We start from the raw sequence: 21,920 nt of genomic DNA on the forward strand, positions 1-21,920 counted from the left end.
CGGCAATCTACAATCTACAATCTACAATCTACAATCGTAAATGGCATTACACCCCCTCAGGTGCAACCGTATCAATTGGCGCACAATCGCCCCAGATTACCGCTGCAATCTCGGGTGAAACGGTCATATCCCGGTTGCAACTACGCAGCGTAATGCCGTAGTCAGGTGACGCATCGGGAATGAAAAACTGATTGCCTGGCAGCAGCCGTTGAGCCTCAAGGTAGCGCAAGAACTCGGTGCGCTCTTCGGCCTCTTCCTCAATGCGCCGGATCGTAAAGAGCGTGCCTGCTTCAGCGCGATCAAGGCGCGTACCACCAGTATAGTGCGCCCCACTACCGGGGATGGGGTTCCCATGGGGGCATGTGGTTGCATCGCCTAAAAGCTGCGTAATCCGCTCTTCAAGCAGGGGCGAGAGGGCGTGTTCTAGCAGGACGGCCTCTTCGTGGAGGGCATACCAAGGGAGCCCAACAATATCGGCCAGAAAGCGCTCCAGCAGACGATGACGGCGAATAATGACCTCAGCCAACTCCAAGCCCTGGGCAGTGAGCGCAATCTCACCACGCTCATCGCGTTGAATATAGGCTTTCTTCTCCATCTCCTGCAGGGCATGGCTGACCGTCGGTGGTTGCAAACTCAACCAGCGCGCCACATGGGCCGCAATCACCGGCTCATCGCGCTGCACGAGATAGTAGATAATCTCTAAGTAATCACGCTCTTTATTGGTAGGCCCATCGCCACCCGCCCGTCGCCGTTGACGCGGGTGTGTCCCTTTGAGCACTTGTAGTTCGGCCATGCCTGGTTCCTTACCAGTAGTAGTGTTTCGTTCGCTAACTACCACTAGTATAGCATGTCCGGTAGGGTGCGACAAGCCGAGGGCTAGGTCAACGTTGGTGAGGCTTTGCCTCAAACCCGCTTTTGTGTTGCTGTTTGGCGCTGAATTCGCCAAGTAGCAGCAAGAAAAGAGCAAAGGTAACGCTACTCGCCTTGCCGTACCAAAGCAACCGCCTCACGCCGATTGGCGACCTGGAGCAGTTCGACGATTTGGCCCATGTGGTATTTTACCGTCGCTTCGCTCAGATTCAGATCAGACGCAATCTCGCGGTAGGTCTGGTTGTTGGCAACCCGCTCAAGGATCTCACGCTGACGCGCTGAGAGGTTGGTGAGGCGCGGATCATGGCAGATTAGGGGCGTGGCTTTAGCCTCGAAGGCGGCGAGGGTTTGCGCCGCTAGTTCTTGTGAAAGCACCACTTCACCCCGCGTGGCCTCCATGATTAGGCGGAAGAGATCATCGCTCTCAAGGCTCTTGAGCAGGTAGCCCGAAGCTCCAGCCTTAAGGGCCGCAAAGAGGCGCTCCTCAGTGGCGTCTACCGTCAGCATCAGGATCTTCACATGCGGCAATGCGGTTTTAATTGCGCTAGTTGCAGCGATGCCATCACAACGGGGCATGTGCATATCCATCAGGATGATGTCGGGCCGCAGTTGGCAAGCCATGGCCTGGGCCTCTATGCCATCGTTGGCCATGCCAACCACCTCAATGCCGCGCACCACCAGCATGTTGCGTAGGCCATCAACGAACAGGGCGTGGTCGTCTACCAACAGCACGCGCAATGATTGCGTATGCGCGAGGTTCTCTTGCGTACTCGGAGCTACAAGTCCATGCTCCAATGTAACGCTTTGCAGGGGTACGGTTAGCATCACATGGGTGCCTGTACCTGGTGCAGAATCGATCTGCAAACTGGCCCCAATCAGTGCAGCGCGTTCGCCCATGCTGCGTAGGCCCAAGCCACCCTTGCGCCCCTGATCGTCCGCCTCACGCTCAGGCGCACCCGGCGAAAAGCCCACCCCTTGGTCGGCAATCGTCACACGTACTTGGTTAAAACTCTGCTGCACCACCACTTGGGCGCTATTGACCCCCGCGTGTTTCCGTACATTATTGAGTGCCTCTTGGATGATCTGCAGCATCTCTTGGCCCAATTCGGGCGTCAGATCTTCATCGTTGAAACTTGGTGAGCAGTTCAGATGCAACTCAAGCCCATAGATCTGGCTCAGACTCTTCAATTGTTGCCGCAAGGCATCGAGCCATCGTGTATAGCTCACATCTACCGTAGGCAGCCGCAGGTCGAGAATGTAGCGCCGCACATCGTTATGGGCATGTTGGGCCACCTGCTTCATCTGGTTTAGCATCTGTTGCGCTTGGCTCATATTCCCTGTTTGCATCAGCGTCGTGGCCGTTTGGGTTTGCAAATTCATATAGCCCATCATCTGGCCCAGGCCATCGTGCAGATCCCGGCTAATCCGTTCGCGCTCACGCAAGACCGCCAACTCCTGCTGTTGGGCCAGCATCATGGCCTCCGCCGCTTTCACCTCGGTCACATCGCGGCAGATACCCTCAACGGCAACCAACTGATCGTTCACATAGATACCCGTATTGGACTGTTGGAGCCAGCGTTCGCGCCCTCTAGCATCAAAGACGCGATACTCATACTGAGCCGTCACCTTGCCTTGGGCCATCTGTTTGATCTGGTCCAACACCATGAGCCGATCAGCAGGATGCAGAAATGCGCCCAACAGCACTGGCCCGTGCAAAACCTCGGCTACTGGGTAGCCCAACATGCGCTCGACCGAAGGGCTCACATATTCCACCCAGGCTTCGGGCATAGCCAAGCGAAAGATAACCTCATCAATCTGCTCCACCAACTCGCGGTAGCGCGTCTCGCTGCGCTCCAGATCGGCAGTGCGCTCCTGCACGCGCTGTTCCAATCCGCTCACGGTTGTGTGAACCTGATCCACCATCCGATTAAACGCATGGGTCAACTCGCCCATCTCATTGGCAAAACTGACCGGCACATGCACATCCAGCCTTCCAGCCTGAACCTGACGCACCCCGCGCAGCATGGCATGCAGTGGGCCAAAGACACTACGCCAGAGCAGCATCGGCACAATGATGATCAGCAAGATCATGGCAACTACCGCTAACCCCATTAGCAGCAGCATGGCATAGTGCAACTCATCAATATCACTCAAGACAAAACGGAGCAGAATCGCAGTTGTATTGATTGTTGCAAAAACCATCACCAACGAAACAGCGAGCATGCGTACAATCAGAGTCACCGCTTCAGGAAAAAGATCGAGAAAGATTAAAACAATGAATGGTATATTAATCAAAAGCGAAAAATCACGAACCAACTCTAACGTGTTATGCTCAATCAGATTAAAATTGTAGAGCGGCATGGCAATCGTTGGTGGCGCGACCAACGCAAGCACCAGCATTGTTTCAAGAAAAAACCTCTTGATGTGTTGACCAGAGCGCCGTATCTGCATGATCGTAACGACAACCAGCCAAAGCAGGCTAAAGACCAGCAGCAGGTCGGCCAACAGCGACCGGCGGTCAATCACCAGCCCCTCGGTCGCAAAGGTCACGGTGCGGGTAATGCTCCAATAGAGTTCATAGAGCAGACGCAGGGTCATAAACGCAAAACCGATCTGAAATTCGCGTCGGTAGCGATCAGACCAGCCAGGCAGATGATAGATAAATACCAGTAACGGAAAACCAAGCATTGCCACTGATGACATGACAAAAAAAGTGGCATACGAACCATGTGGTTGATCGAGCGAAACCTCAGCCAGTGTCAAGCATAAAAAAAAGGCTGTACACAAGAATATAGCCGCTGCAGCACGTAGCGTATTGCGTTGCGGCGTTCCATGCCGGGCCCGCTGGAAGAGCAAGCCACTGGTGAGCATGGTGAGCAGGATGTGGGTGAAGTAGATGACTGAGTTGGAGGTGAAATGGAGCATCATAGGGTGAGCGAGGTGGGTGTGCCGCGACTCTCTACCTCCATTGTATCACTTGTATCAGTTTGCCTACGTTATGAACGAGTGCATGAGCATGCTTTTGGGGTATAGGTTGTGTAACTTTTTCTTAACTCTTATGCAATGGAAACCAAGCCAAGGCATGCCCCGGTGCTAAACGCACCTGCACCCGTGTTTCGGGCGCGTAGTCGTGGATGTGGTTGCTGATGCAGCGGAGGCGCTGGCGCGAGGCAAGTTCGACTTCATAGAGGTATTCGCCGCCCCGGAAGATGCGTTCGGCAATGCGTGCGTTGCCCTGTGGGCTGGCCACGAGCTCAAGGTCGTCAGGGCGCACCACCAGTTCAATGGTACTACCCGGCCCCAGTGCCAGGGTCTGCTCCAAACGGCCTAGTTCGGTCTCAAGGTATGCCGGGTGGACAGTGGCTGGCAGGAAGTTGGTGACCCCAATGAATTCGGCTACGAAGCGTGTTGCTGGGGCCAAAAAGAGCTCACGCGGATCGCACAATTGCTCCAGACGCCCGGCCCGCATCACCCCCACCCGGTCGCCCATGAAGAGCGCCTCCTCTTGGTCGTGGGTCACAAAGAGGGCGGTGGTGCCAAGCTGTTTGAGGATGTGGCGTACCTGCGCCCGCAGGCTCACCCGCAGGTCGGCATCGAGGTTACTGAAGGGTTCGTCGAGCAGCAGTACCGCCGGGTTGGGCGCGAGGGCGCGGGCGAGGGCGACGCGCTGCTGTTGGCCGCCCGAAAGCTGATGGGGCATGCGCCGTTCCATGCCGGCGAGCCCTGCCAGTTCGAGCAACTCCGCCACGCGTGCGCGACGTACAGCGGCACTGCTACGCAACCCAAAGGCTACATTTGCGCCAACATCGAGGTGGGGAAAGAGCGCATGCTGCTGAAAGACCATCCCAACCTTACGGCGTTCGGGGGGCAACCAGACCTCACGACTGGCCACAAGCTGCTCGCCGAGCCGGATTTCGCCCCTATCGAGCCGTTCAAAGCCCGCAATCAGACGCAAGATCGTTGTTTTGCCGCAGCCACTCGGCCCCAATAGGGCCAAGATTTCCCCTTGTTGGATCTGCATGTTCACCGTATCAACGGCAACGACTGGGCCAAATTGTTTGCACAACCCACTGCAATGCACGTCACTCATGGTTGTTCTCGCTGTTCGCGTGCCGCCAGCAGCGCCAGCGGCAACGACGAGCATAGGATGAGCAGGAGCGCCGGCGCGGCTGCACGCGCAAAATAGGCCTCTGAGACGGCTGTCCAGACCTCAGTGGCCAGCGTGCGAACCCCCAAGGGGGCCAGCAGCAGGGTTGCCGGTAGCTCTTTCATCGCGGTCAGGAAGACAAGGCTCGCTCCGGCCAGCATGCCGGGGCGTATCAGGGGCATGGTGATGGTGACAAAGACCGTCAGAGGCCGCCGCCCTAAGCTGCGCGCACTCTCCTCCAGGCTTGGATGCACCTGCAACAGGGCCGTGCGGAGCGCCCCAAAGGCTTGGGGCAGGAAGAGGATCATGTAGGCTAAAATCAGCATCGCGTAGGTCTGGTAGAGCGGGCGGGCGACGTTGATGCCGAAGAAGATCAAGGCCAGTGCCACGGCAATGCCGGGCAACGCAAAGGCGGCATAGGCCAAACGTTCCAGCCAGACGCTGCCACGGCTGGGATAGCGCACGGCCAGGATGGCCAGAGGCAATGCGGCAAGCACCGTCACCACGGCCCCGCCCGCCGAGGCGCTCAATGCGCCCCAGGTGGCCTGACCCAATACGCCAAGCGTTTCGCCCGCCTGCAAGCCCCGGATCAGCCAATAGAGCAGCACGCCGGTGGGTAGCAGCACGCCGAGGAAACTCATCAGCCCACAAAAGACAAAGGCGGGCCAACGCCACATGCCCAGGGGGATCACCTGGGGCGGACGCACCGCCCGTACCCCCGCCTGATCATAGCGCGCCCGGCCCCGCGTCTGGAGCTCAAACGCCACCAGCACGAGGGTCATGCCAATCAGCAGCAGGGCAAAAAAGGCCGCCTGGGAGCGATCAAAGGTACGGTACTGCTCATAGATCACACGGGTAAAGGTGTCGTAGCGCAAAATGGCCACCGCGCCAAAGTCGCGTAGCACATAGAGCGCCACCAACAGCCCCCCCGCCCCAAGGGCCGGACGCAACTGGGGCAGCACCACACGCAAAAAGGTCTGACGCCGCTGCATCCCCAGGCTCGCCGCCGCCTCTTCGAGGGTCGGATCCATCCGCCGCAGCGTCGCCTGCAACCCCAACAGCATATAGGGGTAGCTCAGAATGGTTAGGGTAAAGAGCGCCCCCCAAAAGCCGTAGAAGGAAGGCAGGCGCGTGATGCCAAAAGGGGCTTCGAGTAGTTGTTGCAGCATGCCGCGTGGCCCAAGGGCCGAGACATAGAGGTATGCCCCCACATAGCTCGGAATGACCAGCGGCAGCGGAACCAAAACGGCCCAGAGGCGGCGCAGCGGCACATCGCTCCGCACCGTCAGCCAGGCCAGCGGCACCGCCAGCAGCGCCGATGCTGCTGTAACACTAAGAGACAGTAGGGCCGTGCGCCCCACCACCATCCATGTACTCGCACGGTTCAGGGCTTGCCAAGCCGCATCGCTGGCCTCAAGCGCCCGGATAACCAGATAGACTGGTGGCAGCAGCAGGGCTGCCACCACCAGCAATGCACCAGCCCAGAGGGCTAGGTATGACCAAGGGATCTGTCGGTTTGGCATGGTGAGAGTGAGGAACAGAGGGGCAGAGGGGCAGAAGAACAAAGGAACAGAAGAACAGAGGAACAGAAGAACAGAGGAACAGCCATTAAACTATAGGGTTTTTTGTTCACCTGTTCTTCCGGCTCCTCTCCCACAAGTGGGTTTACGGGCGGACAGAAAACATGTACGTTGCCACGCAAAAACCTCATTGTAACGCCAAGAATCTCGCTGTCTTCGCCCCCTCTCCCACTTGTGGGAGAGGCTTGCCCTGAGCTTGCCGAAGGGGGAAGGGGGGTGAGGGCCAACCGGCACATCTCCATCAGGAATCCACATGCACCCGCACAGAAATTCTGTCCGCCCATGAACCCTCGTGGGGGCGGGGTTGGGGGCGGGGGGCAAGGAACCTGCGGGAGCAAAAACTGTATACCTGAAAGGGGGGGCGAGGATCGCGAAGACGGTAACACAGACTCAACTGTCGGGTAGCTAGTTCCCCTGTTCTCTGTTCCCCTGTTCTCTGTTCCCCTGTTCTCTGTTCCCCTGTTCTCTGTTCCCTGTTCCCCGGTTCCCTGTTCTCCTGTTCCCCTGTTCTCCTGTTCCCCGTTCCCCTGTTCTCCTGTTCTCCTGTTCTCCTGTTCTCCGCTCCCTCAGGGCAAGACTCCCGCTTGACGGATTAACTCAATCGTACCTTGGAGATCTTCCAATTCTGCCATGTCAATAGCTAGAGCCGCCGTCTCCAATTCCTCTAGGGGTGGTAAGCCAGCCGGGGTAACGATGTCTTCAACCAGCGGATACTCACTGGTGCGGCTGGCAAAGTATTGTTGTGCCGGATCGGAGAGCAGGAATTGCATAAAGCGTAGCGCATTCGCCTCATTTGGGCCACTTGCCAAGCGGCCAGCACCCGCGATCAAGATCAAGGAACCGGGCCCACCGCCACTCAGGAAGTGGTTACGCGCCTTAAAACCTTCACCCTGCTCGCGCAAGAAGCGGTAGAGATAGTAATGGTTGGTCAAGCCAATGTCAACTTCGCCCGCGCCAACCGCCTCTACAATCGGCACATTACGATCAAAGACGATAGGATCGTTGGCTTGGATGCCCTGGAGCCATTCGACCGTCTTGGCATCCCCCCAGACGACACGCATCGCCGAGACCATCGCTTGGAACGAGCCATTGGCCGGAGCCCAACCAATCCTTCCCGCCCACTGCGGATCGGTTAGATCGAAGATGTCGGCAGGCAGATCAGCGGGATCAACCGCGTCGGTATTATAGACCACAATGCGGGCGCGGCCCGAAACCCCGATCCAGAGGTCGCGGGGTGAGCGGAAGCGTTCAGGCGCTTGGCTCATCAAATCTGCGGGCAGCGGCGCAAAGAGCCCTGCATTGGCTATGGCCCCAAGCCCACCGGGGTCTTGGGCAAAGAAGATATCAGCGGGTGACGCGGCCCCCTCTTCCAGGATTGTCGCTGCAATCTCGGAAGTAGAGCCGTAGCGCACCTGGACATCAATGCCGGTCGCGTCGGCGAACTGCTTGATCAGTGGGCCTACGAGGGCCTCACTGCGCCCCGAATAGATCACTAAGCTACCAGGATCAGCCGTCACTTCAATGAACTCCTGAACCACCTCAGGCTCAGCGGTCACCGGCACCTCGACCGTCTCGCGGATTACCTCTGGGGACGGTGCTGGTGCTGCTGGTGCTGCGGCCTCGCCACATGCAGTCAGCAAGAACACCAACACGGCGAGCATGGCCGTCACAACTACCGAACGGGGGTAACGTAACATCGTAATCCTCCTAAAGACAAAGAAGTTGCATACCCTAACCTTGGGTATTAGTATATAAAAACTTTGAGAATTGTCAAATGCGTATGAAAGCCTTGGAGCTATACGCACTACGTTAAGCCTCCCTCAAAACCCATTGTTTGGGCGCAGCCCCAATCTTCATTGTTCCCATCTATGGGAATATCAGCTATAATGAGCGCCATGTACTCACCTCTGGTGGCGAAATGGCATGCAACCATCTGCTCTGTCGGCTTCGAGCCCTACGCTCAGCTTTAGTGGTCACGAGACCTTTGTCCTGCGCGGCAATTGGCTCAAGAAGGCGTATGATCTGCTGCTCACGACGCCCGATCTCTTCACGCGCAAGGATGCGTTTGTGCTACTTGGCGTGGGCAAAAATATGGCCAACTCCATCCGCTTCTGGGGGCGTGTCTGTGGCGTCTTTGCCCGTGAAGCGCAAAGCCACCACTATTGCCCAACCGAGCTTGGCCACGCCCTGCTCGCCGATGATGGCTGGGATCCCTTTTTGGTGACCCCCGCGGCCCGCTGGTTGCTCCATTGGCAGTTGTGTTCACGCCCCGAGACGGCCTTTAGTTGGTATTTCACCTTTAATCGCTTGCGGCGTGGTGAGTTTACGGCCCATCAGCTTACGACCCAGCTTATGGATCATGTGCAGTCCTTGGGCCTCCGGCCACCTTCGACGGCGACGCTCGGACGCGATGTTGATTGTCTGCTGCGCTGCTACCTGCGCCCTCAACTTGATCAGAAGAGTGCCTCGCTTGAAGATGTGCTCCAGTGCCCCCTGCACGAACTGGAACTGATCCAACGCATCCCGGGTCAGGCGAGCCTCCGCCTGACCACTGGCACCCGCCCCGATCTGCCCGATGCTCTGGTCGCTTTTGCTGCCCTGCACCAAGCGCGCCATGCGGGTCGTGCGGCCCTTGCCTTCAACGAGTTGGCCTATGGCGAACGCTCGCCAGGCCGCATCTTTCGCCTTGATGAAGAGGCACTCTTGCATATGCTGTTGCGCCTTGAGACGCTCTGCCCCGGACGAGTTGCCTACGCTGAACAGGGTGGCGTGCGCCAATTGCTCTGGCGCGACCATAATGATTCGTCGCTAGAGCAGCATCTGTTGCAGATGATGTTTGGCTGATATGACCATTCCTTCGATTGCTCCGCGCTTTATGCGCGCTATCCATATTCGCCGCGATTTCCGCGATCTGCGCTACCGCCTCGATGGCTACCAAGTGACCCCCTTGGTGCGCCAAGCGACCCTGCGCGTCCTGGCGGGCTTGCAGGCTGAGGCGAACGAACGGGCTTTTTCGGTGGTGGGGCCCTATGGTGCAGGCAAGTCGGCCTTTGCGCTCTTTTTGGCCCATTACCTCCAACGTAACCCCCAGAGCCGTCAGCAACTTTTGGCTTCCCTCGGCGCTTCTGAAGACGCCTTGCCCCTTGACGCACCCCAGTTGCTTGCCGTGCCTGTGGCGGGCAACCATAGCGCCCTGCGTGCCGCTGTCTTGCTGGCGCTACGTGAAGCTCTACAACGGCTCAAGCCGCAGTTGCGCGATCCCGAAGCCAAGACGCTGCTCGCAGCCTTGGCCCAAGATGCCGCCGATCCGCACCTTGATCCGCAGCGCGTCGCCGAGCGTCTGGCTGAGGTGGCAAACCTGGTGCAGCGCAACGGGCAGTATGGCGGTGTGCTGCTGATCATTGATGAGTTGGGCCAGTTTCTTGACTATGCGGCACGCCACGATGAGGAACGCGATCTCTTCCTGCTCCAAGCCCTCGCTGAGGTGGCGGCACGCAGTGGCACCGTACCATGCCTCGTGGTGACGATTCTGCATCAGGCGTTTGAACGCTATACCCTGGGGGCTGGCCCGACTCGCCGCATGGAGTGGGCGAAGGTTCAGGGGCGCTTTGCTGATCTGCCGTTCCAAGAGCCCGCCACCCAGATGATCCGGATGGTTGCCCATGCGCTGCGGCCCCATGTGAAGGATCATTGGCAGCAGGCGCGGGAAGCATGGGCTGCTCAGGTTGCTACAAGTAGTACGGCGCTGGGCCTGCGTCCACCTGAGATCAGTGCCGAGGAGTGGCCCACCCTGCTCGCCGCCTGCTACCCCCTCCACCCCACGGTGCTGGTGGCGCTGCCGCAACTCTTTCGCCAACTGGCGCAGAATGAACGCTCGCTCTTTGCCTTTCTGCACTCCGATGAGCCTTGGAGTCTGCGCGATCTGCTGACGAACACGAACGCGCAACCGTCTGGTTTGCCCATCTACCGCCTGCCCCACCTCTATGCCTATGTTGAGCATGTGTTAGGCCCAAGTCTCTTTGGGCGGGCGCGCGGCCAGCGTTGGGCCGAGTTGGCCGAGGCGCGGGCCATGCTGGCCAGCGATGATCCGATGCAGTTCCAGGTGCTCACCGTCGTCGGCACCATCGGGGCGCTCGAACGGGCCGCTGGGCTGCGTGCCGACCGTGCCCAAGTTGCGTTTGCCCTGGCCGATGCTACCGACGGCCCGGCGGCTGAGGCGGTCTATGCGGCCCTTGATGCCCTTGCGGCCCGCCGTATGCTCAGCTACCGCCACCATCGCAATAGCTACATTCTCTGGGAGGGCAGCGACCTCGATCTTGATGATCTGACGCTGACGCTGCAACGCGATCTGGCCGAGCGGGTGGCGCTGCCTGAACTGTTGGAACGCCATGCCGATTGTACGCCCCGCATTGCCCGGCGCTATAGCTACCGTAGCGGTGCGACCCGCACCTTTGCCCTGCGTTTTGTTGCTGCCAATCAGTTGCGTAGTGCCAATGCGGCTCTGGCAGATTTTGATGGCGAACTGCTGCATGTGGTCGCCAATGACGAAGAGGAACTCGCTCAAGCCTTGGATTGGGCCAGCGCCCCGGAGCGTCAAGCCGAGCCGCAGCGTATTGTGGTGCTGCCCCGCCGCCCCCACGCGATCCGCAGTAGTCTGCTGGAGGTGGCCGCGCTGCGTGGTCTGCTTGAAGAACATCCCGCCTTGGAACACGACCGCCCGGCCCGGCGCGAAGTGGCGGGGCGATTGCTCGAAGCGCAGCAGCAGTTGAGCGAACTGATCAGCGCCACCTACGGCGGGGAGCAAGGGCGCTGGTTCCATCGCCACCAAGCCTACCCGATCAATGGCCCCCGCGATCTCGACGAGTTGCTTTCTGCAGCATGTGATGCCACCTACCCCGCTGCCCCGCGCATCTGGAACGAACTGATCGTGCGCCGCCAACTCTCCTCAGCCGCAGCCAAAGCGCGGCGCAACCTGATCGAAGCGATGCTCGAACGCGCCGATCAAGCCGATCTCGGCTTCAGTGGTTTTCCGCCCGAACGCGCCATGTACGAGAGCATTTTGCGCCAAGGTGGGCTGCACCGCTACGATGAGGCTCTGGGACGCTGGCGCATTGGCCCCCCCTCTGCCGAAGATCCCTTGGGTTTGCAACCGGCATGGAGCGCGATGGAGCAACTCCTTGAAGGGCACAGCGAGCGCCCGTTGCCACTCACCGAGCTGCTTGGGATGCTTGAACGGCCCCCCTATGGCCTCAAAGCCGGCCTGAGTCCCTTGCTCTTCTTCAGCCTCTACGCCGCCCGATCAGGCGAAATCAGCCTCTACGAACGGGGCAACTACGTTACCACCCCCGACCTCGCCACCTACGAGCGGCTGCTCACCCGGCCCGATGGCTTCGGAGTACGCCTAAGCCGCGCCGACGGCGCACGAGCGCTGGTCTATCGCCACTTGGCCCAGGCGCTCGCGCCCCAGGCCCTCGCCCAACCCAACCAGCCTGCGCTGCTGACCGTCGCGCTGCCGCTACTCCGCAGCATCAAGAGCCTTCCTAGCTACAGCCTCCAGACAAAGCGCATAGGTGCGACGGCCCAAGCGGTGCGTCGGGCGCTGCGCGAGGCCCGTTCGCCCGACGAACTGCTCTTCACGGCCCTACCACGGGCCTGCGGGCTTGCGCCATTTCCTGCGGGAAACGTAGATGCGCATGCCCCCGCCCATGTGGAACGCTTTGCCGCATGCCTCAAAGCCAGCCTGCAAGAACTACAAAGCGCCTACCAGCAACTTCTCACCTGGATCGCCGACGCGATTCAAGCGAGCTTCAAGCTCACCAATGGACGCAGCGAGTTGCTGGCACGCTACCAAGCCATCGCCCCCACCAACAGCAACGCCCAGTTGCGCGCTCTAGGCATTCGTCTGGAAACCGCCGACCCCCAAGGTCTCGCTTGGGCCGAAAGCATCGCCGCGCTAATCGCCAAGCGCCCCCCAGAACTCTGGAGTGACAGCGACCTGCCTAGCTTTGAGGCCAAACTGAGCGAACTGGCCGCGCAATTGCGTGCCGCCGAAGAACTGGCCCTGATTGCGGGCAACACGCCCAGCCCAACCCCCCTGCTACGCATTGGCCTCACCGCGAGCGGTGGCAGCGAACAGATCCGCGTCATCAGCCGCTGCCACGACGACCCACAGGTAGCACAACTCCAACAAGAACTCCACAGCACCCTCACGCGCCACGCCAGCCTCAGCGCCGACCAACGCACCGCCGCGTTGGCCATGCTGCTGGAACAACTCTTGGGGGATTGAGAGCAAAAGGAACGATCTGCACCGCCATGCCCCTGGAGGCTCCGGCTACCACGGGTTTTTCGTCTGAAAAGTCCATGAACTGGCGTTGGAGTGCCGGCTTTAGCCGGCTAAAGCCGGCACTCCAACGCGTGCTCACTAGCTTTTCAGGCAGCCTCTAATGACATTCAAGCGCATTGAGACGCGCCATGTTCGGCAATCTACAATCTGAAATGGGTGTACTACACCAAACTGCGCGTCAACTCCGCAGCCGAGACCTCACGGCAGCCACTGGTATTCTGGCCAGCCCAGAGTGGCGAGAAGTCGCTGGAGCCACGCGCTTCTGCCTGTATACGCAGGGGAGCCATGGTCGCAGCAGCCATGGGGAAGGGCGGCAAATGCGGATGGATGGGGCCAAGTTCGCGCATAATCCGATTGACAATCCCACGGGCCGGGCGGCCAGTGAAGAGGTTGGTAATCGCCGTTGTCTGCGCCGCGCTACTGCTCAACGCCGCCCGGTGCAGCGGGCTGGTCTTCGCCTCAGTACAGAGCATATAGGCCGTCCCAACCTGCGCCGCCACCGCACCCAAAGCCAACACCGCCGCAACGCCACGGGCATCGGCAATGCCCCCTGTCGCAATCACGGGCAACTTGACCGCATCCACAACCTGCGGCACCAGCGCCAAGGTACTCAGTTGGCTATCGAGATCGTTGCTGAGGAAGGTACCACGATGACCACCAGCCTCAAGCCCTTGGGCAATAATCGCATCCACCCCTTGATCCTCAAGCCAACGCGCCTCTGCAACCGTTGTGGCCGACGAGAGAATCTTCGCCCCGGTAGCCCGCACCTGCGCCAAGAGGTCGGGGGCAGGCAGGCCAAAGTGGAAACTCACCACCGCCGGTGGAAAGGCCCGCAACAACTCTGCCGCCTCTGAGCTAAAAGGTGTACGCGCAGGCCCAGCCGGAAGCGCCTCCAACTCCAAGCCCAACTCAGCATAGTAGGGAGCCAATGCTTCACGCCAAGCCGTCTCACGCTCCGCGTCGGGCGTTGGCGGCGTATGGCTAAAGAAATTGATATTGAAAGGCCGTCCCTGGGCATGGAGAATGCTCAACTCACGCTGCAAATCCTCCATACTCAGCATTGCTGCGGGCAACGAACCCAACCCCCCAACCTCACTCACCGCAAGCGCCATCGGGCTACCCTGAATCCCGGCCAGCGGTGCTTGAATGATTGGCAAACTGATGCCAAAGATTTGTTGAAACATGAACATCTCCTTATTAGATGCAGTCTGAAAAGTCTATGGTTGGGCGTTGGAGTGCCGGCTTTAGCCGGCTAAAGCCGGCACTCCAACGTGTGCCCCCGGGCTTTTCAGACTACCCCTTACGGTCCCATCGGCACCGCCACCTCACCGCCCCCAATTGGCCAACCGGCACTGCCGGTCGCAGGCGTCGTCAGGCGTAGTGCAGCAGCATCAGGGGGAACATCGAAGAGCAGCGGGATACTGAGCATACCACTCTGGGCTGCAATCGTATCTTCGAGCGCCAGATCGCCCCGCTGGCCGCGCTCAAAGAGCGCGAGGTAGGCACTGGAAGCACCTGGCACAGGGCCATAGCTGCGACCAGCCCGATCAATCAGCGTAAAGAAATCGAGCGGCAACTGACGTGTGACCGTACTATTGTTGCTTACGGCCACCACTGCCAAGACAAAACGCCCTTCAGGTTGCAGATCGCCTAGCGCACCATCAAGCACCAACGCATACTCCGGTTGCAGCAGGGTTACACTCCAACCAGCGTAATCCACCACCACCCCCAGCGGCAACTCGGTGGTCAACGGAGTCGGCGAAGCTGCTGGGGTTGGCGTCGTCAGCGCGGGGGGGGCAGCAGGAAGCTCCGTCGCCACCATGCCAGGCGCAACCGTCGCATCTTGGGCAGGCGGCTGCTGCACCAAGCCTGGGTTGGCCACCCGCTGAAAGCTGAAGTTACCCAAAAAGCCCATTCCAACGCAACTGAGCAGCAGCACAATCAGTGCCAGCACAACCAGATTGAGTATAGAAAGCGGCGAACGCAGAGGGGGCGTTGCGACCTCGGCAACCGGCGGGGGGGGCGGCGGGGGCGGAGCAGGCGCAGCGGGGGCGGGCACAGGGGCAATAGGCGGTTGCAAGCGGGCCAACGCTTCACGGGCACGCTGGTGCTGCGGATCAAGCGCAATAATCTGCTCCAGAGCCATCCGCTGCTCATCAGGATGTGCAGCCGTCGCCGCAAGCCCCTGCCACACCCGCAGATCATGGGGATGCTCACGGCTCAGGGCCAAGAAGAGCGCCCGTGCCGCCACCCGTTTGCCGCTCCGTGCCGCCACCACCCCAGTCTGGAGCAACTGCTCAAGGTCGAGTTTGGTGACAGAATGTTGGTCACTCACCGATCTATGTCCTTCGAGGAGAGGTACCGAGGATTGCACCACAGAGGCACCGAGGGTACAGAGGGATTGGATTAGCGGTAATGCCTACAGGTACAGGTAGTGAATTTGCCACAAATTTCTCTGTGTTCTCTGTGTCTCTGTGGTGAAATTCTCTGCATCTCTGCAAAAACTCTATAACTGGAACCCCCATCTTACGCACAGTAGGGGCACGGCACCGCCGTACCCCTACAAGCTACGATGAATTCACCCACAAGGAAGGCTACAGGTTACGCAGCACCATCCAACCCTGTGCAGGGTTGCTGCGGGCGAAGAAGACGAGATCGGTGGCATCGGGGGCAACGTCGAAGATCAGAGCAACGCTACGCACAATCCCATCAGAGGGCATCGTCTGGGTGTGGGCTAAATCGGCATTAGCGCCCGGTATCACATAGGCAGCCGAGACCTCTGGGCGAGCTTCCCACACGCGCCCTTGGGCATCTTTGAGGACAAAGAATTCAGGCGGGATGGCCTGTTCGCTGCCGGTCTCATTGACCGCAAAGGCAAGCACCACCACAAAGCGGCCATTGTTCGGCGCGTACTGGCCCAAATTGCCAATAATCGGAGCAGCAAAGGTTGGAGTATTGAAGTCATAGAGCCAACCATTGCTCTGGAGAGGTGTATTGGCAGATAGGATCTCTGGATCAGCGCCAGCCAGATCACTTGGTGGTGCAGGTGGAGGCGCAGGCTGCTCGCCGGGCTGCTCGCCGGGCTGCTCGCCGGGCTGCTCGCCGGGTTGCTCACCGGGCTGCTCACCGGGTTGCTCACCGGGCTGTGCGGGATCAACCGGCTCAAGGGTCGGCAAGGCCGGCTCAAGGGTCGGCTCAACCACCACCGGAGGCATCGCGGCTGCTTCAGCGGTTTGGGCCACTGCCGTCTGGTTTGCAGGATCAACCGCAATCTGTTCACGCCCAAAGAAGACTGGCCAGAGCCATGCGATAATCAAGCCAAGCAAACCTAAGCCAACCAAGAAGATCAACAGGCCCAAGAGTGGACTAAAGCCGCGACGGGTAGCACCTTGATCCTTCTGTTTTGAACCAGCCGAGGCGCGGCGATTCTCGCGCATACGCTCCTCCGAGCGGCGGGCACTTGCCTCAGCGCGTGCAGCCGCACTCGCAGCACTCGAGGTGCTACTATCTTTGCTCTCCCCTTCCGGCTCACTACGGCGCACCGGCCCCGATGTATCAGCAGCCATCGTTTCGGAAAGCGAATCAAGTTCCGCAAACGGATCATCATCATCCATGAACGGATCCGGTTCAGGCTGGCGGGCAGGTGGCGCAGCAGCGGCTGGTTTCTCAGTAGGCGCTGCTGCTGGCGTGGAGTCTGAAGCTGTATGGGGCTTAATCGTACTCGGATCGACACCGAGCGCCTGCAGTCCCTTAATCGCCATCTCATTCGTGGGCTCAAGCGCCACAACACGCTCTAGCGCATGCTGGCGCTCTTCACGATTCTCAGCGACACCAGCCAACCACAACCAACCTTGGGGATTCGCAGGCTCCTGCTGGGTCAGCAGGCGAAAGAGTTGGCGTGCCTCGTCCTTTTTCCCCTCGCGTGCGGCTTCAATGCCAAGTTGCAGAATGCTATCCGGCTCCGCCATGAACTATACCTTCCTCCTACGCCCATCTGGGCAGGAACCATGGCACAAACATACAATGGGTGTAAATCCGAGGTTATTCTAGCACACGTCCCCACAAGGGTCAACAATCGGGGAAACGTTTGGTGGGGACGGCTTCGCAGCCCCCACCATTTGCGGTTCAAGGGCGAACAGAACATATGCTCATTGCCACAAAAGAACACAAAGGAACGCTAAAAAACCTTGCTGCAACCTGCAACCTGCAACCTGCAACCTGCAACCTGCAACCTGCAACCTGCAACCTGCAATCTACAATCTACAATCTACAATCTACAATCTACAATGGTATTATGCACGCCGCAGAAGCGCGAAGGTCATCATAGCCATGATGCCAAGGATGGGCAGCAGCAACAGCATGCTCTGCGCTGTAAGGAGTGTCGTTTGGCTACGAAGCAACCATTCAAGCGCGACGGCTACAATCAGGCCGTTGAGCCAAAGGACAAGCTTTTCTCGTGGGGTTGTACGCATAGTTGTGCCTCACCTGAATCAAGTTTTTGTTGCTTGCAACATGAGAAGATGCAGGTGCCAAATAGCTTATTTAGTCACAACTAAAGTGTATACCCTCACACAAGTGTATGTCAAGGGGCAATGAAGTGGTGTACCACCAAGAGCAGACCTTCAGCCACGCTAATCTGGGCTGGCGGTGCGCTGATCTGGTTGCTCACGCCCCGTGAACGTTCAAAGCGCAATTCGGCGTTGTGCAACGGGTAGCGTAACCCTCGGCTATTGATGCCACGCGCCGCCCCTCCCATCGGCAACAATGAGATAGTTGCCCCAAGCGCCCCAGCAATAGGCGTCTCGCCACGCACCAAGTAAGCCTCTTGCGTTTCAGACAGCAAACGCACCCGCCGCCCATTCAATTCAGGCAGGGCCAGTAGCGCAACATTGGCAAGCGTCTGATCCCAACGGCCCCCAAAAGCAGCCAGAATGTCAATTCGCTCGGCCCCACGCGCTACCGCCGCCAGCAACGCCAATTCCAGGTCAGTCTCGTCCTTCTCAACCGGAAAGGCCACAATCTCCGCCTCAGCCAACTCAAAGGCCGCCCGTGCCGCTGGATCGAGCGAATCGAGATCGCCAACTACAAGGTCGGGCGTCAACCCGGCAGCAAAGAGCGCATTGCCCCCACCATCTGCGGCAATCACCAGATCGGCTTCAGCCACATGGGATGCAAAGGGCGCAACACGAAAATCGGGGGCATTGGCGATGATAATGGTGTGCATACAATTGCCTTGATGAACAGAATTAGGAGAGCGAAACAAATGGTCCGATGCATCTAACTGTTCCAGGAAGGACGCTGGTACCCGATAGGACAACAATTCGCCAATTTCCACTCTCCATTAGCTTCGACAACTCGCTGTTGATAGTCTTTGGGTATGATTTGGTGGGAGCGTGTGAGGGAACCAGGTTCTCTCGCGCACCCTTGGCCAAAGTAGTGGAAGCATGCGAGGGAACCTGGTTCCTTCACATACCCTTGGCTGAAGCTTTGGTATAATCAGCCCTATGCTTGATCATATCATCAATGAGGCCATTGCGGCCCAGATCTTCCTTATGCCCATCGCCTGAACTGAAGCCGCAGATCGTGCCGACCGAATGGGACACGACCTGGCGTGAGATGTTGCTGCATGGCGTGGTACACGACGAGAGCGCCTACGCTAATCTACAATCTGCTATACGGGTCTGGTTGAGCATTTGCCAGAACCCCTAGTAGAAATGAGCGAACGATGAGTGTGGCACTTCTCGCTGCTGCAATAGCCATTCTTGCTGCCATCGTAGCTGCGCGTCGCCCCAGTCTCCCCGGGCGCGATATGTTTGTGTTGCTGATGCTTGCCATAGGCTGCTGGAGTGTCTTGGAAGCACTTCATCGCCTCACTCCCGATGTTGCATCAGACATCACCCTGACATGCTTCCGGTATATTGCTCTGTTTAGCGTCCCGTTGCTCACACTGCTCTTCACCCGGCAGGTGGTCGGTCTTGCTGCCCCACGCCCCAAAGTCGTCGTACTACTTGCAGCAATCCCCCTCCTGACGGTCGTACTCGCATGGACGAACTCCTGGCATGGTTGGATTTGGCTCCAGATCATGCAGCTTGGGCCTGATCTGATCTACAAGCCTGGCCCCTGGTTATGGGTCGCCACTAGCTACAACTACGCGCTGCTCAGCGTCACCATGTTCATGCTCATCGACGCCCTGCGCCGTGTTCCGCCCACCTTTCGTTTCCAGATCCTTGCTATGCTCATCGGCGGCGGACTATCCTGGTTAACTCATGTACTCTACCTTGCCGTTGCCATTCCCGCCATCGTCATCGATCCCACCCCCATCACCTCTGCCGTGAGCGGAGCGTTCATACTCTGGGGTATGACGCGTCACCACCTGTTCGATCTGATTCCAACTGCTCACGATACGTTGATTAACCAGATCGGCGATGGAGTAATCATCTTGGATCACCAGCAACGCACCGTAAGCCTCAACCCGGCGGCCATGCACCTTACTGGCCTTACCGATGAGGCCATTGGCAGGCCGTTTGCGGAGATGTTCCCTACCCTGGCACATGCCGTAGTCGCTACGGGAGGGGCTACATCCGTATGTACGAATCTCGGCCCCGCTGCGTCTATGATCGAACTCCGCGTGACCGCGTTCCCCTGCCACCGTAGGGGCGTGGGTGGGTGGCTAGTGACGCTCCATGACATCACCATCCAACATACGCTTGCCCGCGAGCTTGAGGCGGAGCGCGACTTTGCATTGCAGGTGATACAGACGATGGGTGAGGGGCTTACCGTGGTTGGTGCTGATGGGCGCTTTATTTTTGTGAATGACGCCTACGCCCGCATGCTTGGCCACGTACCAACAAGCCTGATTGGGCGCTCACCGCTTGATTTCACGGTGGCTGAGGATTGGACGACTCTTGAACGCGCCCGCGCGACCCGTATGAGTGGCCAGACCAACACCTACCTGTCGCGTCTTCGCCGTGCCGACGGACAGATCGTCCATGTACAGATCACTGGTACACCACATGTGGCAGATGGGCAATTCGCAGGCAGCGTTGCCGTCATTACCGACATGAGCGAGCGGCTGGCTACCGAGGCAGCCTTACGCGAGAGTGAGCAGCGCTGGCAGTTTGCTCTCAACGCAGCCAACGATGGACTCTGGGACTGGAACTACGCCACCGGCGAGGTCTTCTTTAGCGAACGCTGGTATACGATGCTCGGCTACGCCCCCGGCGAGTTGGTTGGCCATGTCTCATCATGGAAGCAGCTCGTCCATCCCAACGACATGCCATACGTTTTAGAGACGCTTCAGGCCCATCTCGACGGACAGATACCCTTCTACGAGTGTGAGCATCGCTGCTGCGCCAAGAATGGTGCATGGGTCTGGATTCTCGATCGTGGGCGTGTGATCAATCGTGACGAGTATGGGCAACCTCTGCGCGTGATCGGCACCCATACTGATGTCACTATGCGTCGCACGTTGGAGGCCGAACTGCGCGAAGCTGAACAACGCTTTCGGAGCATGTTTGAGCGTCACCAAGCAATTATGTTGCTCATCGATCCGTATAGTGGAGCGATTGTGGATGCAAATTTGGCGGCTTCTGCATTCTATGGCTACTCGCTTGAGGAACTGCGTCGGATGCAGATCCAGGCGATCAACCAACTCTCTCCAGAGCAAGTGGCTGCCGAGCGGAAGCGGGCGTTGACCGAGCAGCGCAACCATTTCGTTTTCCCGCATCGGCTGGCACAGGGCGAAATCCGCATGGTCGAGGTTCATTCGAGCCCGATCACCGTTGGTACCTATGTGCTTCTCTTCTCGATTATCCACGACATCAGCGCCCGTGTGCGTACGGAGGTCGCTGAACGTGAACAGCGTGCCCTGGCCGAGGCGCTGCGCGACACCGCCCTCGCATTGAGCAGCACCCTCAGTGTGGATAGCGTGCTGGATTGCATTCTCGATCATGTTGGGCGCTTTGTGGCCCATGACGCTGCTACCATTCTGCTGGTGGATGGCGCCAGCGATAGCATCTTGGTTACTCGTCGGCGGGGCAACCCTCCGCACGATCCAGTCGATGCTGTGGGCATACCGTTTTCGTCGGCGCTGCTGCCAAGCTTGAGCCAGATGGCACATACTGGCCAACCGGTATTGCTCCCCACCATCCAGATCAATTCCACCGAAGTTGATGTTGCAGCGTCCAGTTGGCTCATGGCATATGCGGGAGTACCCATTTGCATCCGTCAGGATATAGTGGGCTTTCTTACCGTCGAAAGCGCAACGCCGGGCTGCTTTACGCCCGCACACACTGAACGACTCCAGACGCTGGCCAGTCAGGCTGCCATTGCTATCGAACACGCGCAACTCTACGCTGAAGTCGAAGCGCTCGCTGTGACTGATCCGCTGACGGGGATCGTGAATCGGCGCGGCCTGTTCCAATTTGGTGGGCGCGAGGTGGAACGGGCGCTACGTGGCCACATGCCGCTGGCGCTGATCATGCTCGATATCGATCACTTCAAGCGAATCAACGACACCTATGGTCATCCTATGGGCGATCAGGTATTGAGCGCCGTTGCGGACTGTTGCAAGAGCCTCGTGCGGGCGATTGATGTGGTGGCACGCTATGGTGGCGAGGAGTTCGTTCTGCTGCTCCCAGACACCGACATAGACGATGCATCCGTGGTAGCTGAACGGCTGCGCCAGGCGATTGCACGGCTGGCCATCCCAAAAATAGGGGCGCAACGCGACATCTGCCCACCCATTTATGTGACGGTGAGTCTGGGGGTTGGTGCGCTGAGTCCCGACACGCGGACGTTTGAGACCCTGATCGAGCAGGCCGATCTTGCCCTCTACACGGCAAAGCAGGCCGGGCGCAACCAGGTACGCTGTGCGCCGCGCGCCATATGAGTAAGCCAAATCTTGTGTGGAGAGAGGGTGCGCCTTACTTGTCACTCGTCACTCATCACTCGTTACTGGTATAAACAAACGGGTTTGGGG

At 58.9% G+C, this 21,920-nt stretch carries 14 protein-coding genes; 4 read left to right on the forward strand and 10 right to left on the reverse strand.

What is annotated here, in order from left to right:
* Positions 1–46: 46 nt before the first annotated feature.
* From CJ255_RS06695 to CJ255_RS06715, 5 genes are all read right to left on the reverse strand, one after another.
* Complete coding sequence (locus CJ255_RS06695) at positions 47–793, reverse strand: metal-dependent transcriptional regulator (protein ID WP_097643316.1); 747 nt, start codon at positions 791–793, stop codon at positions 47–49.
* 182 nt (positions 794–975) lie between these two features.
* Positions 976–3,798 carry a response regulator gene (locus tag CJ255_RS06700; protein WP_097643317.1) on the reverse strand — a complete coding sequence of 941 codons (2,823 nt, stop codon included), beginning with the start codon at positions 3,796–3,798 and terminating at the stop codon, positions 976–978.
* A 121-nt stretch (positions 3,799–3,919) separates the two neighbouring features.
* Complete coding sequence (locus CJ255_RS06705; protein WP_165774593.1) at positions 3,920–4,891, reverse strand: ABC transporter ATP-binding protein; 972 nt, start codon at positions 4,889–4,891, stop codon at positions 3,920–3,922.
* A gap of 65 nt (positions 4,892–4,956) precedes the next feature.
* Entirely contained in the window at positions 4,957–6,540 is a 1,584-nt protein-coding gene (locus CJ255_RS06710; RefSeq protein WP_097643319.1) for an ABC transporter permease, read from the reverse strand.
* A gap of 623 nt (positions 6,541–7,163) precedes the next feature.
* Positions 7,164–8,294, reverse strand: coding sequence for an iron ABC transporter substrate-binding protein (locus CJ255_RS06715; protein ID WP_097643320.1), 1,131 nt, complete (start codon positions 8,292–8,294; stop codon positions 7,164–7,166).
* 226 nt (positions 8,295–8,520) lie between these two features.
* Between CJ255_RS06715 and CJ255_RS06720 the strand changes: the two genes are divergently transcribed.
* Entirely contained in the window at positions 8,521–9,441 is a 921-nt protein-coding gene (locus CJ255_RS06720) for a DUF4007 family protein (protein WP_097643321.1), read from the forward strand.
* Between the two features lies 1 nt (position 9,442).
* On the forward strand, positions 9,443–12,883 hold the full coding sequence (locus CJ255_RS06725) for a hypothetical protein (protein WP_097643322.1): 3,441 nt from the start codon (positions 9,443–9,445) through the stop codon (positions 12,881–12,883).
* A 218-nt stretch (positions 12,884–13,101) separates the two neighbouring features.
* Here the strand turns inward: CJ255_RS06725 and CJ255_RS06730 are convergent, their stop codons facing one another.
* From CJ255_RS06730 to CJ255_RS06750, 5 genes are all read right to left on the reverse strand, one after another.
* Complete coding sequence (locus CJ255_RS06730; RefSeq protein ID WP_217352419.1) at positions 13,102–14,124, reverse strand: NAD(P)H-dependent flavin oxidoreductase; 1,023 nt, start codon at positions 14,122–14,124, stop codon at positions 13,102–13,104.
* Positions 14,125–14,240: 116 nt separating this feature from the next.
* Positions 14,241–15,275, reverse strand: a complete 1,035-nt coding sequence (locus CJ255_RS06735; RefSeq protein WP_097643324.1) for a DUF4352 domain-containing protein — start codon at positions 15,273–15,275, stop codon at positions 14,241–14,243.
* A gap of 259 nt (positions 15,276–15,534) precedes the next feature.
* Complete coding sequence (locus tag CJ255_RS06740) at positions 15,535–16,908, reverse strand: hypothetical protein (protein ID WP_097643325.1); 1,374 nt, start codon at positions 16,906–16,908, stop codon at positions 15,535–15,537.
* 324 nt (positions 16,909–17,232) lie between these two features.
* Entirely contained in the window at positions 17,233–17,412 is a 180-nt protein-coding gene (locus CJ255_RS23385) for a hypothetical protein (RefSeq protein WP_097643326.1), read from the reverse strand.
* Positions 17,413–17,522: 110 nt separating this feature from the next.
* Positions 17,523–18,164 (reverse strand): thiamine diphosphokinase, encoded by a 642-nt coding sequence (locus tag CJ255_RS06750; RefSeq protein WP_097643327.1) that lies wholly within the window; start codon positions 18,162–18,164, stop codon positions 17,523–17,525.
* 359 nt (positions 18,165–18,523) lie between these two features.
* On the opposite strand from CJ255_RS06750, the gene CJ255_RS24630 reads away from it, so the two are divergent.
* Both CJ255_RS24630 and CJ255_RS06755 read left to right on the forward strand, forming a co-directional pair.
* Positions 18,524–18,649 carry a hypothetical protein gene (locus CJ255_RS24630; protein ID WP_281257188.1) on the forward strand — a complete coding sequence of 42 codons (126 nt, stop codon included), beginning with the start codon at positions 18,524–18,526 and terminating at the stop codon, positions 18,647–18,649.
* Positions 18,650–18,665: 16 nt separating this feature from the next.
* Positions 18,666–21,830, forward strand: a complete 3,165-nt coding sequence (locus CJ255_RS06755; RefSeq protein WP_097643328.1) for a PAS domain S-box protein — start codon at positions 18,666–18,668, stop codon at positions 21,828–21,830.
* Positions 21,831–21,920: the final 90 nt, after the last annotated feature.

This window comes from Candidatus Viridilinea mediisalina (assembly GCF_002532535.1).
GTDB lineage: Bacteria > Chloroflexota > Chloroflexia > Chloroflexales > Chloroflexaceae > Viridilinea > Viridilinea mediisalina.